At 72.6% G+C, this 15207-nt stretch carries 17 protein-coding genes; 6 read left to right on the forward strand and 11 right to left on the reverse strand.

Translation table 11 applies throughout. From position 1 onward, the window contains the following. Positions 1-17: 17 nt before the first annotated feature. Positions 18-1133, reverse strand: a complete 1116-nt coding sequence (locus Asi02nite_RS14940; RefSeq protein ID WP_203713402.1) for a geranylgeranyl reductase family protein — start codon at positions 1131-1133, stop codon at positions 18-20. Between the two features lie 11 nt (positions 1134-1144). Beyond that, positions 1145-2095: a helix-turn-helix transcriptional regulator gene (locus Asi02nite_RS14945; RefSeq protein ID WP_203713403.1), complete on the reverse strand. Its 951-nt coding sequence runs from the start codon at positions 2093-2095 to the stop codon at positions 1145-1147. Positions 2096-2159: 64 nt separating this feature from the next. Here Asi02nite_RS14945 and Asi02nite_RS14950 point away from each other — a divergent pair, with 64 nt between their 5' ends. Then, on the forward strand, positions 2160-2654 hold the full coding sequence (locus tag Asi02nite_RS14950; protein ID WP_203713404.1) for a VOC family protein: 495 nt from the start codon (positions 2160-2162) through the stop codon (positions 2652-2654). On the opposite strand, the gene erm is transcribed toward Asi02nite_RS14950, so the two are convergent. From erm to Asi02nite_RS14985, 7 genes are all read right to left on the reverse strand, one after another. Next, complete coding sequence (erm, locus tag Asi02nite_RS14955; protein WP_203713405.1) at positions 2584-3369, reverse strand: 23S ribosomal RNA methyltransferase Erm; 786 nt, start codon at positions 3367-3369, stop codon at positions 2584-2586. The two genes, Asi02nite_RS14950 and erm, sit on opposite strands and share 71 nt — an antisense overlap. A gap of 183 nt (positions 3370-3552) precedes the next feature. Continuing rightward, positions 3553-4224: a FadR/GntR family transcriptional regulator gene (locus tag Asi02nite_RS14960; protein WP_203713406.1), complete on the reverse strand. Its 672-nt coding sequence runs from the start codon at positions 4222-4224 to the stop codon at positions 3553-3555. 25 nt (positions 4225-4249) lie between these two features. Further along, the gene (locus Asi02nite_RS14965; RefSeq protein WP_203713407.1) at positions 4250-5098 is read right to left on the reverse strand and encodes an amidohydrolase family protein; all 849 of its coding nucleotides are present in this window, start codon (positions 5096-5098) and stop codon (positions 4250-4252) included. Next, positions 5095-6045: an aldo/keto reductase gene (locus tag Asi02nite_RS14970; RefSeq protein WP_203713408.1), complete on the reverse strand. Its 951-nt coding sequence runs from the start codon at positions 6043-6045 to the stop codon at positions 5095-5097. The genes Asi02nite_RS14965 and Asi02nite_RS14970 overlap by 4 nt, the downstream gene beginning before the upstream one ends. Next, positions 6042-6794: an SDR family NAD(P)-dependent oxidoreductase gene (locus Asi02nite_RS14975; RefSeq protein WP_203713409.1), complete on the reverse strand. Its 753-nt coding sequence runs from the start codon at positions 6792-6794 to the stop codon at positions 6042-6044. The genes Asi02nite_RS14970 and Asi02nite_RS14975 overlap by 4 nt, the downstream gene beginning before the upstream one ends. Further along, complete coding sequence (locus Asi02nite_RS14980; protein ID WP_203713411.1) at positions 6794-8098, reverse strand: L-fuconate dehydratase; 1305 nt, start codon at positions 8096-8098, stop codon at positions 6794-6796. Before Asi02nite_RS14980 ends, Asi02nite_RS14975 begins: the two co-directional genes overlap by 1 nt. A gap of 53 nt (positions 8099-8151) precedes the next feature. Then, positions 8152-9033 (reverse strand): hypothetical protein, encoded by an 882-nt coding sequence (locus tag Asi02nite_RS14985; protein WP_203713412.1) that lies wholly within the window; start codon positions 9031-9033, stop codon positions 8152-8154. 155 nt (positions 9034-9188) lie between these two features. On the opposite strand from Asi02nite_RS14985, the gene Asi02nite_RS14990 reads away from it, so the two are divergent. Further along, positions 9189-10604 carry a cytochrome ubiquinol oxidase subunit I gene (locus tag Asi02nite_RS14990; RefSeq protein WP_203713413.1) on the forward strand — a complete coding sequence of 472 codons (1416 nt, stop codon included), beginning with the start codon at positions 9189-9191 and terminating at the stop codon, positions 10602-10604. Between the two features lie 13 nt (positions 10605-10617). Continuing rightward, entirely contained in the window at positions 10618-11607 is a 990-nt protein-coding gene (gene cydB, locus Asi02nite_RS14995; protein WP_203713414.1) for a cytochrome d ubiquinol oxidase subunit II, read from the forward strand. On the opposite strand, the gene Asi02nite_RS15000 is transcribed toward cydB, so the two are convergent. Continuing rightward, positions 11597-12358 (reverse strand): SDR family NAD(P)-dependent oxidoreductase, encoded by a 762-nt coding sequence (locus Asi02nite_RS15000; RefSeq protein WP_203713415.1) that lies wholly within the window; start codon positions 12356-12358, stop codon positions 11597-11599. The two genes, cydB and Asi02nite_RS15000, sit on opposite strands and share 11 nt — an antisense overlap. A 13-nt stretch (positions 12359-12371) precedes the next feature. After that, the gene (locus Asi02nite_RS15005) at positions 12372-12650 is read right to left on the reverse strand and encodes an acylphosphatase (RefSeq protein ID WP_203713416.1); all 279 of its coding nucleotides are present in this window, start codon (positions 12648-12650) and stop codon (positions 12372-12374) included. Between the two features lie 38 nt (positions 12651-12688). Between Asi02nite_RS15005 and Asi02nite_RS15010 the strand changes: the two genes are divergently transcribed. The 3 genes from Asi02nite_RS15010 to Asi02nite_RS15020 are packed head-to-tail and all read left to right on the forward strand — an operon-like array spanning position 12689 to position 15170. Next, on the forward strand, positions 12689-13276 hold the full coding sequence (locus Asi02nite_RS15010; RefSeq protein WP_203713417.1) for a class I SAM-dependent methyltransferase: 588 nt from the start codon (positions 12689-12691) through the stop codon (positions 13274-13276). Then, entirely contained in the window at positions 13273-14580 is a 1308-nt protein-coding gene (locus tag Asi02nite_RS15015) for an MFS transporter (RefSeq protein WP_203713419.1), read from the forward strand. Before Asi02nite_RS15010 ends, Asi02nite_RS15015 begins: the two co-directional genes overlap by 4 nt. Continuing rightward, positions 14577-15170: a DUF2625 family protein gene (locus Asi02nite_RS15020; RefSeq protein ID WP_203713421.1), complete on the forward strand. Its 594-nt coding sequence runs from the start codon at positions 14577-14579 to the stop codon at positions 15168-15170. Before Asi02nite_RS15015 ends, Asi02nite_RS15020 begins: the two co-directional genes overlap by 4 nt. Positions 15171-15207 lie beyond the last annotated feature (37 nt).

Raw genomic sequence — 15207 nt, forward strand, 5'->3', positions numbered from 1 at the left:
TCCGCATCGGCGGCACGTCAACTCAGCAGGGCCAGCGCGACCTTCACGGGTAGCTTCTCGATGAGTGCATCGAAGGTGGTCTCGCCACGGCACCACCGCCGGAACATACGCCAACCGAGCGGGCTCGCCAAGACCGCATGGAACGCCCAGGGGCGCTTGGTAAAAGTCGCCATCAACCGGCGCCCGGCCCGCATTTCGGCACCAAGCGCCGCGTCGATCGCGGCCGGATAGCCCGCTAGATCCCCGTTTCCGGCGTGCCGGCCGGCGATCGCGCCCGACCGTGTCGCGAAACTGATCCCCTCACGGGTCCACGGTTCGAGCAGACCGGCGGCGTCGCCCGCGACGAGGACACGGTCGCGGCGCAGCGGCGAGTCCAGCGCGCGTACCCGGGTCAGGTGCCCGGAGTCCTCGACCGGCGTGATGCCCGCGAGGCCCATCCGCTCGACGTACGCCTTCAGGTAGGCCTTCGTCAGGTCGCCGCTGCCGCGCGCGGCGATGACGCCGACGGTCAGCACGTCGTCCTTCGGGAAGACCCAGCCGTACGAGCCGGGAATCGGGCCCCAGTCGAGCAGCACCCGGCCGCGCCACCGCGGGCGCTGCGCCGCCGGGATCGGCACCTCGACCTCGAGGCCGAGGTCGACCTGGCTGTATTCGACGCCGACGTGCCGCGCGGTGACGCCGGACGAGCCGTCGGCGCCCACCACGGTCGCCGCGCGCACCTCGCTGCCGTCGGACAGCCGCAGGCGTACGCCCGACGGGTCCTGCTCGACGCCGCGCACCGCGACGCTCTGGCGCACCTCCGCGCCCGCCTCGGCCGCCGCCGCCCGCAGCCGGTCGTCGAACTCGGTGCGCCGCACCATCGACAGCACCGGACCGTCAGTCGTACGCCGGACGAACTCGCGCCGCCCGTCGAGGGTGACCACCATCGTGTCGGTGTGGTCGGCGACCGGGATCGCGATGCGGCCGTCGACCTGGCCGATCGTGGTGCCGATCAGGCCGCCGCCGCAGGTCTTGTAGCGCGGATGCACCGCCTTCTCCAGGACCACGGTGCGCGCGCCGGCCCGCGCCGACTCGTAGGCGGCGGAGAGCCCGGCCGGGCCGCCGCCGACGATCGCCACGTCCCACGCCGTCATGATCCAAAATTCTAGCCCGCCGTCGCCCGGGCGACCCTGGCGCCGACCCGGCGGAGGTGGTCGACCAGTTCGGGCGGCTCGTGCACGGTGAAGTCGCAGCCGAGCGAGACCAGCCGGAACGCCAGCCAGTCGACGGTGTCGGTCGCGCTGGTCCAGCGGCACTCGTCGGCGCCGAACGGCTCCAGCGTGCCGGCGGCGTCGCCGAGCCGGGCGGCCGCCTGCGCCGCGGGCAGCCGCAGGGTCGCGACGGCCGCGTACACCGGCGCCAGGTCGTGCAGTTGGCTGGTGACGAACGCGGCGGCGTCGTCGAGCGGCAACTCGCGGGGCGGCACCCGGACGCCGGTCGACTTGGTGTTCTCGATCCGGTCGGCGCGGAACGTGCGCCAGTCGTGCCGCTCGTTGTCGTAGGCGACCAGGTACCAGCGGCGCCCAGTCATCACCAGCCGGTGCGGCTCGGCCAGCCGCTGCGTCGGGATGCCGTCCTGGTCGCGGTAGTCGAAGTTGACCCGCTCGTTGCCGGCGGCCGCGGCGGCGAGCGCGGTGAGCTGCTCGGGGTCGACCAGCGCGGTCTCGGCCGGCGCGGTGGCTGTGGTGAGCACGCCCACGCGTTGCCGCAACCGGGTGGGCAGCACCTGCTGGAGCTTGGCCAGCGCGCGCACCGAGGCGTCGGCGATGCCGGCGACCGGTTGGCGCGCGGTGGTGCGCAACCCGACGGCGATCGCCACGGCCTCCTCGTCGTCGAGCAGCAGCGGGGGCATCGCGGCACCCGCCGCGAGCCGGTAGCCGCCGCCGGCGCCCATCGTCGCCTCGACGGGATAGCCGAGCTCGCGCAGCCGCTCGATGTCGCGGCGCACGGTGCGCTGGCTGACGCGCAGCCGCTCGGCGAGCTCGCTCCCGGGCCACTCGCGCGGCATCTGGAGCAGGGACAACAGGCGGAGTAGTCGACCTGGCGTGTCCGTCACGGCACTCATCATGCCCTACCAAGTAGGACCGGTGCTGACCTAGTTTGCCCGTACGGTCAATCGCATGACCAACGTCGTTCCTGAGGGTTACCACACCATCACCCCGTGGCTCATCAACCGTGAGGCTGGAAAACTCATCGATTTCCTCGTCGCGGTCTTCGATGGCGACGAGATCGGCCGCATGGAGGTCGACGGCGCGATCGGGCACGCGGAGGTCCGCATCGGCGACTCCGTCGTGATGCTCTTCGACAGCCGTCCACACTGGCCGGCGACACCCGGCTTCCTCCGGTTCTACGTGGCCGACGACGCCGAGGTGCTGCGCCGCGCGGTCGCCCGCGGCGCCACCGTCGTCACCGAGCCGACCGAGCTGTTCTTCGGCGACCGCGTCAGCCGGTTCCGGGACCCGTTCGGCAACCTCTACTGGATCCACCAGCACCTCCTGGACCTGACGCCGGAACTGGCCGAGGAGCGGCTGGCGGATCCCCGGTTCAGCGCCGCGATGGACTACGTCCAGAGCGCCGAACTGTTGCCCACAGGGTTGCCCACTGCTCCGCGGTGAGGTCGCGGGGCAGCGTGTTCGTGGGCAGGTTCTCCGCGCGCAGCCAGTCGCGGGCCAGGGGCGCCGGCACGCCCGCCGCGCGGGTCAGGATCTCGCGCAGGCCGTAGCCGCGGCCGGTGAAGACCGTGTGCACGAAACGCTGGTACGGCTCGCGTTCGGCGACCAGCGGCGTCGGTCTGCGGCGGATCACCAGTAGGCCGCCGTCGACCGTCGGCACCGGCCGGAAGGCGCGTTTGGACACTCGCGAGTGGACACTGAAGTCGAACCAGGGCCACATCCGCGCGGTGAGCAGGCTGGCGCCGCCGATCGCCGCGCGGCGCCGGGCCACCTCCCACTGCACCAGCAGCACGGCGGTGCGCCAGTGGGGCGCCGCGAGCAACCAGCGCAGCGTCGCGGTGGTGATGTGGAACGGCACGTTGCCGACCACGACACCCGGCCGGCCGCGCAGCCGGTGGAACAGCACGTCCTCGTTGAGGACGGTGACGTGCGAGGGCAGCTGATCGGCGAGGCGCTTGGCCCGGCGCGGGTCGATCTCGACGGCGGTGAGCGGCCGGCCCGACCGGCTCAACGGCCGGGTGAGCGCGCCGTCGCCCGGCCCGATCTCCAGGATCGGCCCGTCGGTGGCGTCGACGAGGCGCGCGATGTCGGCGATGACCGTCGCGTCGACGAGGAAGTTCTGGCCCAGCTCGTGGCGGCCGCCGTGATGGCGAGACATGAGGGTGCTCCGCGAGGTTGGTGACGGAGCCGGGCAGCACGAGGGGCCGCACCGGCAGCGGACCGGTCGCGGCGGAGCTGAACAGGGAAAGTCGGATCAGCTCGCCGCTAGGCGATGCGGATCCGGATGAACAACGTGCCCATACCCATGCGTCGAACGTACCAGCGGGGGCAACGCCTTTTCCTACAGCACGCGGCGCAGCCACTCCTCGACGCCGGCGATGTGCACGGTCGCCCAGGAGCGGGCCAGGTCGGGCTCGCGGCCGGAGATCGCGTCGACGATGGCCTGGTGCTGCTCGCGCGTGCGGGCGGCGGCGCCCTCCTGGGTCAGGCCGCGCCAGATGCGCGCCCGCATGGTCGGGCCGGAGAGCCCCTCGACCAGCGAGGCGAGCACCGTGTTGCCGGTGCCGACCGCGATCTGCCGGTGGAACTCGATGTCGTTGGCCACCAGCGCCTCGATCGTCGGGTCGTCGCCCAGGTCGTCGAGGATGAGCTGGAGCTTGTCGATGTCGTCGTCGAGCATCCGCTCCGCGGCGAACGCGGCCGCCGCCGGCTCCAGCACCCGGCGCACCTCGAGGAACTGCAGCACCGTGTCGTCGCGGTGGAAGTCGACGACGAAGCTGAGCGCGTCGAGCAGCAGGGTGGGTTCGAGGCTCGTCACGTAGGTGCCGTCGCCCTGGCGCACGTCGAGCACGCGGATCATGGAGAGCGCCCGGACGGCCTCACGCAACGAGTTGCGGGACAGGCCCAGCCGCTCGGCGAGATCGGCCTCCTTCGGCAGCCGGGCACCCGGGCCCAGCTCCCCGGACATGATCATGCCCTTGATCTTGTCGATCGCCTCGTCGGTCAGTGCCATGTCCGCCCACCCTTCGCGATGAAATCTACGCGGACAGGCGGTATGTGCGGGTCGCCGTGTCGCCCAGGATCGCCGCCCGTTCGGTCGCCGGCAGCTCACCGAGGGCGTCGAGGAGCGCCGCCCGGACGGTGCCGTAGTCACCGGCGAGCAGGCAGACCGGCCAGTCCGAGCCGAGCATCAGCCGCCGCGGGCCGAACAACTCGACCGCGCCGGCCACGTACGGACGCAGGTCGTCGACCGTCCACGCGGTCCAGTCGGCCTCGGTGGCCAGGCCGGAGACCTTGGCGGTGGCGTTGGGGCAGTCGGCCAGCGGCGCGATCGCCGCACGCCACTCGGCAAGCCCCTCGGCACCCGCCGTGATCCGCGGCTTGCCCAGGTGGTCGAGGACGAACCGCACGTCGGGCAACGCGGCCGCCACCCGGGCCGCCGACGGCAACTGGTCGACCCGCACCACGAGGTCGAACGCGAGGCCCGCGGCCCCGATCGTGGCCAGGCCTTCCCGCACCTCCGCGCGATCAAGGTAGTCGGCCGACTCCCCCTGCACCTGGGATCGGATGCCGACGAGCCGCTCGCCACCCGGCAGCGCCCGATAGCCGGCGAGCGTCGCGGCGAGGTGCGGGTCGCAGGGATCGGCCCAGGCGACGACGCCGGCGATCTCCGGTGTGGCCGCGGCGTGGCCGAGCAGCACGGCCGCCTCGGCGGTGTCGCACCGGCCGCCCTCGACCAGCACCGAGCGCGCGACACCCGCGGCGGCGAGTTCGGCGGTCACCATGGCCGGCGTGAACGTCCGGTTGATCGGCTCGAGCCCGGGCTCGTCGAGCCAGGTGTAGCCGGCACCGGCGGCCCACAGGTGGTGGTGCGCGTCGACGATCACGCGACGGCCCGCGGGTCCAGCAACCCGGCCTCGACGAGGGCCGGCCAGAGCGCGTCCGGCGGCGGGGTGTCGAACAGCGCGGCGTTGCGCCGAACCTGCTCGGGCGAGTCCGCGCCGACGATGACCGAGCGGACGGTCGGATGGCGGCCCGCGAAGGCGAGCGCCGCGGCCGGGAGCGTGCTGCCGTGCGCCGCGCAGACGTCGGCGATCGCGCCCGCCCGGGCCACCAACGCCGCCGGCGCCGGGCCGTACTCGTAGGGCAGCCCGGCGTGCGGCCGCTCCACGGCGAGCAGGCCGCTGTTGAAGATGCCCGCGTTGTGCACCACCGTGCCCGCCGCTTCGCAGGCCGGCAGGACGGCGTCGAGCGCGGGCTGCTCCAGCAGCGTGTAGCGGCCGGCCACGATGACGGCGTCCGGCGCACACTCCGCGACGAACCGGGCCAGGACGGCCGGGTCCATCGAGCCGATTCCGATCGCGCCGACGACGCCCTCGGCCCGCAACTCGCGCAGCGCCGGATAGCCCGTCGCGATCGCCTCGTCGGGCTTGTGCTCGGGATCGTGCAGCAGCGCCAGGTCGATCCGGTCCAGGCCGAGCCGGTCGAGGCTCTCCTCGATCGAGCGGCGCACACCGTCGCGGCTGAAGTCCCAGACGCGCCGGTGGGTGGCGGGCACCACGAAACCGGCGTCGTCGAGCCCGTCGGCGCCGCCCGGCACGGGCTCCAGCCTGCGGCCGACCTTGGTGCTGACCGTGAACTCCGCCCGTGGGCGCCCGGCCAGGCAGGCGCCGAGCCGGCGCTCGGACAGGCCGAGACCGTAGTGCGGCGCCGTGTCGAAGTACCGGATCCCGGCGTCCCAGGCCGCCTCGACGATGGCGGCCGCGTGCGCGTCGTCGATCGCCCGGTAGAGGTTGCCGAGCTGGGCGCAGCCCAGGGCCAGCGCGGCGGTCACGAGAGCGGCCGCAGCCGGAGCCCGTGCATGCCGCCGTCGACGTCCAGCACCGTGCCGGTGGTGGCACTGGCCGACGGACTGGCCAGATAACCGATCGCGGCGGCGACCTCCTCGGCCGAGACCAGCCGCCCGCTGGGTTGCCGGGCCTTCAGCGCGGCCAACTCGGCGTCGGGGTCCTGCGCCGCCGAGAGCAACCGGCGCACCCAGGGGGTGTCCGCGGTGCCCGGCGTGACGCAGTTGACCCGGATGCCCTCGCGGATGTGGTCGGCCGCCATCGCCAGCGTCAGCGAGAGCACCGCGCCCTTGCTGGCGCTGTAGAGCGCGCGGTTGGGCAGCCCGGCCGTCGCGGCGATCGAGCAGGTGTTGACGATCGCGGCGTGCGCCGAGGCGCGCAGGTGCGGCAGGGCCGCCCGGGTGACCCGGACCATGCCGAGCACGTTGACGTCGAGCACCCGGTGCCACTCGTCGTCGTCGTTGTCGGCGACGGTGCCGGCCGCGCCGATGCCGGCGTTGTTGACCAGGATGTCGATGCCACCGAGCCGCTCCGCCGCGCTCGCGACACCCGCTCGTACCGCCGCGTCGTCGGACACGTCGGCCACCACACCGACCATGCCGGGGTCGATGCCGTCGACCTTGAGGTCGAAGCAGGCCACCGTGGCGCCGCGGGCGGCCAGGAACCGGGCCGTCGCCAGGCCGATGCCCGAACCACCGCCGGTGACCACGGCCGAAAGGCCGTCGAACTCACCCATCACTGCCTCCCGCTCCAGATCGGCCCATCAGGGTACGTGTAGTCGGAGAGTGTCTCGGGGCGCATGGTCGTGCTGAACCCCGGCATCGTCGGGGCCACGTAGTGCCCGTCCCGGACCACGGCCGGGTCGACGAAGTGCTCGTGCAGGTGGTCGGCGAACTCGACGACCCGGTTCTCCATCGTCCCGGACACCGCGACGTAGTCGAACATCGAGAGGTGCCGCACCAGCTCGCAGAGGCCGACGCCGCCGGCGTGCGGGCAGACCGGCACGCCGAACTTGGCCGCCAGCAACAGGATCGCGACGTTCTCGTTGACGCCGGCCACCCGGGTGGCGTCGAGCTGCAGGTAGGACAGCCCGCCGAGCTGCAGGAGCTGCTTGAAGACCACCCGGTTCTGCACGTGCTCACCGGTAGCCACCGGGATCGGCGCGATCCCGCGGGCGATCGCCGCGTGCCCGACCACGTCGTCCGGGCTCGTCGGTTCCTCGACCCACCACGGGTCGAACTCGGCCAGCGCCGACACCCACTCGATCGCGTCGGCCACGTCCCACCGCTGGTTGGCGTCGACCGCGATCCGGAAGTCGGGCCCGCACACCTCGCGGGCGATCCGCAACCGGCGGACGTCGTCGGCCAGGTCCGCGCCGACCTTGAGCTTGATCTGGGTGAACCCCTGGTCCAACGCCTCCTGGCAGAGCCGGCGCAGCTTCGCGTCGTCGTACCCGAGCCAGCCGGGGGTCGTCGTGTACGCCGGGTAGCCAGTGGCCAGGATCGTGTCGATCCGCTCGGCGCGGCCCTTCTCCGCGGCCCGCAGGATCTCCAGGGCCTCGTCGCGGGTGAGCGCGTCGGTCAGGTAGCGGAAGTCGACGAGGTCGACGAGCTGCTCCGGGGTCAGCTCCGCCAGCAGCCGCCAGAGCGGCAGGCCGGCCCGCTTGGCCTTGAGGTCCCAGAGCGCGTTGACCACGGCCGAGATGGCCATGTGCATGACGCCCTTCTCCGGGCCGAGCCAGCGGAGCTGCGAGTCGTGCACGAGCTCGCGCCAGAACCCGCCCAGGTCGCCGAGCACCTCCTCGACGTCCCGCCCGACCAGCCACGGCCGCAGCGCGGTGATCGCCGCGGTCTGCACGTCGTTGCCGCGCCCGATGGTGAACGCGAAGCCATGGCCCTCGGCGGCGTCGGGCTCGTCGGTGCGCAGCACCACGTACGCCGTGGAGTAGTCGGGGTCGGGGTTCATCGCGTCCGACCCGTCGAGCTCGAGCGAGGTCGGGAACCGCACGTCATAGGTGTCCAGCGACACGAACTGAGGCATCAAGCCATCCCATACATCGGAGGTGTGAGGGAGGATAACCACCGATGTCGGCCTCATGGGAGGGTGTCCGGCTGTGATACATCCGATGTGAGCGCTGCGGGCAGGTTGTCGAGCCGCCCGCAGCCGCGCGCGGTGAACGGCCGGCTGCCGACAAGCCCGAACAGGCCGCCCAGGATCGCCTCCAGTTCCGCGGCGCCCGGGCGGGCCACCTCGGCCAGCACGGCCGCCGCCCGGTCGTGGCGACCCAACCGGCACAGGGCGTACGCGTCGCCGGCCCGCTTCCCAACCACGTCGGCCAGATCGGCGCGCTGGCGGAGGTCGAGGAACTCCGGGATCTCCGTCGCCACCGTGAGGCACACGTCATCGGATGTCTCCGCCGACCGCCAGCGCCCCGCTCCCGCGTACCGGGCCAGCACCGCCCGCGCCCGATCGGCCGCCTCGATCTCCACCACCGCCGCCTCGTCGGCCTCACCGAGGCGGCGCAGCAGTGCCGCGAACACCCGGCCCCGGCCGGCCCGCACGGCGTCGGCCGCGACCTCGCCGCCCGGCACCGGCGCCGCGACCAGCGCGCGGATCCGGTCGAGCACGGTGGCGCCACCGGCCTTCTCGGCCAGCAGGTCCAGATCGCCGGTGAGCGCCAGGTAGGCGTGGACGGCCCGGAACTCGTCGGCGTCACCGGCCAACTCGGCGAGCAGCCGCGCCCGGGTGGCGGCCGGGTCGAGCAGGGCGGCCGCGCGGGGGCCGGCCGCTTCGCCGCTGACCACCGCCCAGGCCGCGCGGTAGTAGGTGCGGGCGAGCGCGTCGGGCGCGCCGACCAGCGCCGGCAGGTGCCCCGAGAACGTGTCGTTGCCGGGCGTGAACGCGGCCGGCCAACGGTCCCGCGGACCGTCCCACTGCCCCGCGACACGATCGATCGATGGCACGCCCTCCGGCACGAACGCGACCATAGTTATCGATACATCCGATGTCAACGGCGGACAGCTCGGGCCGGCGCGGCATTGTCCGGCGAGGCGGGCGTGATACATCCGACAACTTCCGCGTCTACGACGTCCCGTAGTATTACTACTGGCCGTAGTAAATGGGGGTTCGCATGGACGCGCTCGACGTCGCCCGCTGGCAGTTCGGTGTCACCACCGTCTACCACTTCCTCTTCGTGCCGCTGACCATCGGGCTCGGCCCGCTGGTGGCCACCTTGCAGACGCTCTGGTACCGCACCGGCAACCCGCGCTACCTGCGCCTGACCCACTTCTACGGGAAGCTCTTCCTGATCAACTTCGCGATGGGCGTGGTCACCGGCATCGTCCAGGAGTTCCAGTTCGGCATGAACTGGAGCGACTACTCGCGCTTCGTCGGCGACGTGTTCGGCGCGCCGCTGGCGATGGAGGCGCTGCTCGCGTTCTTCCTCGAGTCGACGTTCCTCGGCCTGTGGATCTTCGGCTGGGAGAAGCTGCCGAAACGGATCCACCTCGCGACGATCTGGACCGCCGCGCTCGGCAGCGTGCTGTCGATGTTCTTCATCCTGGCCGCGAACTCCTGGATGCAGAACCCGGTCGGCTTCGAGATGAACCCCGAGACCGGCCGTCCCCAACTCACCGACATCTGGGCCGTGCTGACCAACAAGGTCGCGCTGATCACCTTCCCGCACACGCTGGCCGCCGCGTTCCTCGTCGCGGGCGCGCTGCTGGTCGCGGTCTCGCTCTGGCACGTCGTCCGGCGGCCGGCGAAGGACGAGAGCGAGCACCGGTTCGCCCTCAAGCTCGGCGCCTGGGTCACGCTGGTGTCCAGCGCCGCCCTCGTCTTCACCGGCGACATCCAGGGCAAGATCATGACCGAGGTGCAGCCGATGAAGATGGCGGCGGCCGAGGCGCTCTACCAGTCCGAACAGCCGGCGTCGTTCTCCGTGCTGACCATCGGCACCCTCGACGGCAGCCGCGAGGTGTTCGCGCTCAAGCTGCCGTACCTGCTCTCGTTCCTGGCCACCGGCAACCCGAAGGGCGCGGTCGAGGGCATCAACGACCTGCAGGCCCGGTACGCGGCCGAGTACGGTCCGGGCAGCTACTCGCCGATCGTCCCGGTGACCTACTGGAGCTTCCGGGTGATGATCACGCTGGGCCTGGCCGCGGCCGCCATCGCGCTGCTGGTGCTCTGGTCGCAGCGGCGCGGCCGGACCCCGACCAACCGCTGGTTGCTGCGGGCCGGCCTGATCCTGCCGCTGCTGCCGCTCGGCGCGAGCACGGCGGGCTGGATCTTCACCGAGATGGGCCGGCAGCCGTGGATCGTCTTCGGCGAGTTGCTCACCCGCAACGGTGTCTCCCGCAGCGTCTCGCTGACCGAGATGCTCACCTCGTTCCTCGCCTTCACGCTGATCTACGCGATCCTCGCGCTGATCGAGGGCAGACTCCTGCTCCGGTATGCGAAGGCCGGGCTGCCACCGCCGAAGCCGGATCCGGACGAGGAGTCCGGCGAGGAAGACGACGACGTGCCCGCGCTCGCCGGCGCCTACTGAACGGGAGACCACAGTGGACCTGCCCACCTTCTGGTTCCTCGCGATCGCCTTCCTGTTCGTCGGCTACTTCGTGCTGGAGGGCTTCGACTTCGGCGTGGGCGTGCTGATGCGCACGTTCGGCCGCGACCAGGCCGAGCGCCGGCTGCTGCTCAACACCATCGGCCCCGTCTGGGACGGCAACGAGGTCTGGCTGATCACCGCGGCCGGCTCGATGTTCGCCGCCTTCCCGCACTGGTACGCCAGCGTCTTCTCCGGTTTCTACCTGCCGATGCTGCTGATCCTGCTGGCGCTGATCGTGCGCGGGGTGGCGTTCGAGTTCCGGGGCAAGCGCGACGACGCCGCCTGGCGGGCCCGCTGGGACTGGGCGATCCTGTGTGGATCGTTGCTGCCCGCCCTGCTCTGGGGCCTGATCTTCGCCAACGTCGTACGCGGTGTGCCGCTCGCCGCCGACCACGAGTACGCGGGCGGCCTGGCCGACCTGCTCAACCCGTTCGCCCTGCTGGGCGCGGCCACTTTCGCCGCGGTCTTCGTGCTGCACGGCGCGGTCTTCGTGGCGCTCAAGACGACCGGCGAGGTGCGCGACCGGGCCAACAGGCTGGCGGCCCGGTTCGGCCCGGTCGCGGTCGCGCTGCTGCTCGGCTTCCTCGCCTGGATGCTGGTCGGCGTGCGCCGCGACCCGGCCGCGATCGGGGTGGGCAGCGCCGCGGCTGTGGCCGCCGTCGCCGCGCTGGGTGCCAACCGGGTGCGCCGCGAGGGCTGGGCGTTCGCGGGCACGGCGGCGGCGATCGGGCTGACCGTGGTCGCGCTGTTCGCCGCGCTGCACCCGGCCCTGCTGCCGTCGACCGGCGACCCCGCCGGCACGCTGACGGTGGCCAACGCCGCCGCCAGCGCGTACTCCTTGAAGATCATGACCGTCGTGGCCGGCGTCTTCCTGCCGCTGGTGCTGCTCTACCAGGGCTGGACCTACTGGGTCTTCCGCAAGCGGCTCAGCCTCACACGATAGTGCCGCCGCCGTCGACGACGATCGTGGCGCCGGTGATGTAGCCGGCGCCCGGCGACGCCAGGAACACGACCGTCGCGGCGAGCTCGATCGGGTCGCCGGCGCGGCCCGCCGGCACCTGGGCGATCCGGCGCTCGTAGTAGCCGTCGGGGTATTGGTCGGTCATCTCCGACGGGAAGAAGCCCGGGCAGATCGCGTTGACCCGGATGCCCTTGCGGCCCGTCCACTGCGCGGCCAGGTCGCGGGTCAGGCCGAGCAGGCCCGCCTTGGCGCTGGAGTAGGCGGCCTGCGGCAGACCGGCCGAGACGAGGCCGAGCACGCTGGAGATGTTGATGATCGAGCCGCCGTCGGCCATGTGCCGGGCCGCCGCCTGGGCCATCCAGTAGGAGCCCATCAGGTTGATGTCGAGCACCTGCCGGAACTCGTCGGGCTGCTCCCGGGAGGCGGGCACGGCGGTGCCGACGCCGGCGTTGTTGACCAGGACGTCGAGCCGGCCGAACCGCTCGACCGCCGCCGCGGCCAGCGCACGGCAGGCGTCGGGGTCGGACACGTCGGTGGGCACCGCGTGCGCCTTGCCGCCGGCCTGCTCGACCAGCGCGACCGTCTGCGCGAGCCGGTCGGCCCGGCGGCCGGCGAGCACCACGTCGGCACCCGCCTCCGCGAGCCCGACGGCCGTGGCGACGCCGAGGCCGGAGGAGGCGCCGGTGACGATGGCCACCTTGCCGTCGAGCCGGAACTGGTCGAGCACTCCCATGTCTGCCCTTTCGTCAGCGTGGCGTCGGCAGCACGGCGAACGTGTCGTCGCCCTCCGGCGGCTCGTCGGACACCGTGGTGCCGTAGACCACCGCGTCGGGCGGCCCTTCGCGAGTCCATTTCACCATGCGATCGACCGCGTCGGACGTCCCCTCGAACGCGGCTTCGACGGTGCCGTCGGGCAGGTTGCGGACCCACCCCGTGACGCCGGCCGCGACCGCCTGGCGGCGGCAACTGTCGCGGAAGAACACGCCCTGTACCCGACCCGTCACGACCACCCGACGTCTGATCATGTCCTCATTGTCGGTGGCAGGGGATAGCTTTGGCGGCGATGGACGCCGACTCGTGGGACCGCAGATACGCCGAGACCGACCTGGTCTGGAGCGCCGACCCCAACCGCTTCGTCGCGCAGGAGTTGGCCGCCCTGCCGCCGGGCAGCGCGGTCGACCTGGCCGCGGGTGAGGGCCGCAACGCGCTCTGGCTCGCCGACCTGGGCTGGCGGGTCACCGCCGTCGACTTCTCCGCCGTGGCGCTCGACAAGGGCCGCCGCATCGCGCGGGCGCGTGACCTCGCCATCGAGTGGGTGCACGCCGACCTCGCCGACTACCAGCCGCCGACAGCCGACCTGGTGCTGATCGCCTACCTGCACGTGCCGCCGGCGCTGTGGCAGCCGGTGCTGCGCCGGGCCGTGGCCGCGGTCGCTCCGGGCGGCACACTGCTGCTGGTCGGGCACGACGAGACCAACCTCACCGAGGGCACCGGCGGCCCACAGGACCTGGAGCGCCTCTGGTCGCTCGACGGCGTGCTGGCCACGCTCGACGACCTGGTCGTGCGGCGCGCCGAGCGGGCCCGCCGCCCGGTCGCGGGCCAACGCGACGCGATCGACACCGTCGTGCGAGCTGAAAGGCCGGCCGCATGACCGCCACGCCGGCTTCCATCAAGCGGATCTACTACGTCCTCACCGTCGGCAACACGCTCGCCGCGTCGCTGATCTGGGGCATCAACACGATCTTCCTGCTCGACGCCGGGCTCAACAACCTCGAGGCGTTCGCCGCCAACGCGTTCTTCACCGCCGGCATGGTGCTCTTCGAGGTGCCCACCGGCATCGTCGCCGACCTGCGCGGTCGGGTGGCCTCGTTCCTGCTCGGCACCATCACCTTGGCCGTCACCACGGCGCTCTACGTGCTGCTCTGGCACCTCCATGCGCCGTTCTGGCAGTGGGCGGTGGTCTCGGCGCTGCTCGGCCTCGGCTTCACGTTCTTCTCCGGCGCCACCGAGGCCTGGCTGGTCGACGCGCTGCACGCGACCGGCTACGACGGCCAGCTCGACACGGTCTTCGCCCGCGCCCAGATCGCCTCGGGCGCGGCGATGCTGGCCGGCTCCGTCGGCGGTGGCTACATCGCCCAGCTCACCAACCTCGGCGTCCCGTTCGTGGTGCGGGCCGCGGTGCTCGTGGTGATGTTCGTGGTGGCGGCCGTGGTGATGCGCGACCTGGGCTTCACCCCCAACCGGCAGGGCCGCCCGGTGGCCGAGATCCGCCGCATCATGACCAACTCGATCGACTACGGCCTGCGCGTGCCCACGGTCCGCTACCTGATGCTCGCGGCACCGTTCGTCGGCGGCGTCGGCGTCTACATCTTCTACGCGCTGCAGCCCTACCTGCTGGAGCTCTACGGCGACCCCCAGGCCTACGGCGTGGCCGGCCTGGTGGCGGCGCTGCTCGCCGGAGCGCAGATCGCCGGCGGCTTCCTCACCGCCCGGATCCGCGCCCGCTTCCGCAGCCGCACCTCGGTGCTGATCGCGGGTCAACTGCTCAGCGTGGCGGCGATCCTGGTGATCGGCCTGGTCGCCAACTTCTGGGTCGTACTGGTGCTGATCATGCTGTGGGGCCTGCTCTCGGCGGCCACCATGCCGGTCCGGCAGGCGTTCCTCAACGCCCTGATCCCGTCGCAGCAGCGGGCCACCATCCTGTCGTTCGACTCCCTGATGAGCTCGACCGGCGGTGTGGTCGCCCAGCCGATCCTGGGCCGGGTGGCCGACGTCTGGAGCTACCCGGCGTCCTACGTCGTCAGCGGCGTCATCTCCGCCTTCGCCCTGCCGTTCCTGGCTCTGGCGCGGGCCCAACGCGCCCCGGCCGACACGGCCGTGACCACCGCCGACCCGGCGATCCCGGCGCAGCCGTCCGCGGCGGACGACGTCGCCGCCGAAACGGTCGCCCGGTGACGGCCTGGCCCGAGATCGCGGAGCTGGTGGCCGGCGCCCCCTATCCGGTGGAGGTGCTGCCGGCCGACCCGGGGCGGGCGGCGGCCGCGCTGGCCGGGCTGGAGATCACGACCCGGTCGTGGCTCGGCGCGGTGGTCGCCGAGACCGGCGGCCTGGTGGTCGACCACGGCTGGCTGCGCGTGCGCGGCGGCGGCCACGCCCGGCTGCCGGAGGTGGGCCCGCCCGCCGACGGCCGCCTGGTCGTCGCCCTCGACGTGCTGGGCGGCCAGTTCGCCTGGACGGCGGGCGCCCGGCCGTCCATTGCCTACTTCGGTCCCGACAGGCTGGCCTGGGACGACCTCGAAACGGGCTACGGCGACTGGCTGGAGGCCGTCCTCACCGGCGGGCTGACGGACTTCTACGAGAGCCTGCGCTGGCCGGGTTGGCAAGCCGAGGTCGCCGCCGTCCCGCTCGACCAGGGCATCAGCCTGTTGCCACCGCCGTTCACCAGGGAGGGCAAGGACCTCGCCACGGTGTCGCGCAAGCCGATCCCGCTCGCCGAACTCGTATCGGTGCACCACGACATGGCGCGCCAGCTCGGCTTCGCCTGACGGCTTCCCCGCGCTGCGGCCGTGGTCGATGACGGGT

It is taken from the genome of Asanoa siamensis (assembly GCF_016862555.1).
Taxonomy (GTDB): domain Bacteria; phylum Actinomycetota; class Actinomycetes; order Mycobacteriales; family Micromonosporaceae; genus Asanoa; species Asanoa siamensis.

Bases quoted from the DNA above. Each gene is read 5' to 3' on its own strand.
- Asi02nite_RS14940 (WP_203713402.1), bottom strand. From the start codon at position 1,133: ATGACGGCGTGGGACGTGGCGATCGTCGGCGGCGGCCCGGCCGGGCTC.
- Asi02nite_RS14950 (WP_203713404.1), top strand. From the start codon at position 2,160: ATGACCAACGTCGTTCCTGAGGGTTACCACACCATCACCCCGTGGCTC.
- erm (WP_203713405.1), bottom strand. From the start codon at position 3,369: ATGTCTCGCCATCACGGCGGCCGCCACGAGCTGGGCCAGAACTTCCTC.
- Asi02nite_RS14960 (WP_203713406.1), bottom strand. From the start codon at position 4,224: ATGGCACTGACCGACGAGGCGATCGACAAGATCAAGGGCATGATCATG.
- Asi02nite_RS14975 (WP_203713409.1), bottom strand. From the start codon at position 6,794: ATGGGTGAGTTCGACGGCCTTTCGGCCGTGGTCACCGGCGGTGGTTCG.
- Asi02nite_RS14980 (WP_203713411.1), bottom strand. From the start codon at position 8,098: ATGCCTCAGTTCGTGTCGCTGGACACCTATGACGTGCGGTTCCCGACC.
- Asi02nite_RS14990 (WP_203713413.1), top strand. From the start codon at position 9,189: ATGGACGCGCTCGACGTCGCCCGCTGGCAGTTCGGTGTCACCACCGTC.
- Asi02nite_RS15000 (WP_203713415.1), bottom strand. From the start codon at position 12,358: ATGGGAGTGCTCGACCAGTTCCGGCTCGACGGCAAGGTGGCCATCGTC.
- Asi02nite_RS15005 (WP_203713416.1), bottom strand. From the start codon at position 12,650: ATGATCAGACGTCGGGTGGTCGTGACGGGTCGGGTACAGGGCGTGTTC.
- Asi02nite_RS15010 (WP_203713417.1), top strand. From the start codon at position 12,689: ATGGACGCCGACTCGTGGGACCGCAGATACGCCGAGACCGACCTGGTC.
- Asi02nite_RS15015 (WP_203713419.1), top strand. From the start codon at position 13,273: ATGACCGCCACGCCGGCTTCCATCAAGCGGATCTACTACGTCCTCACC.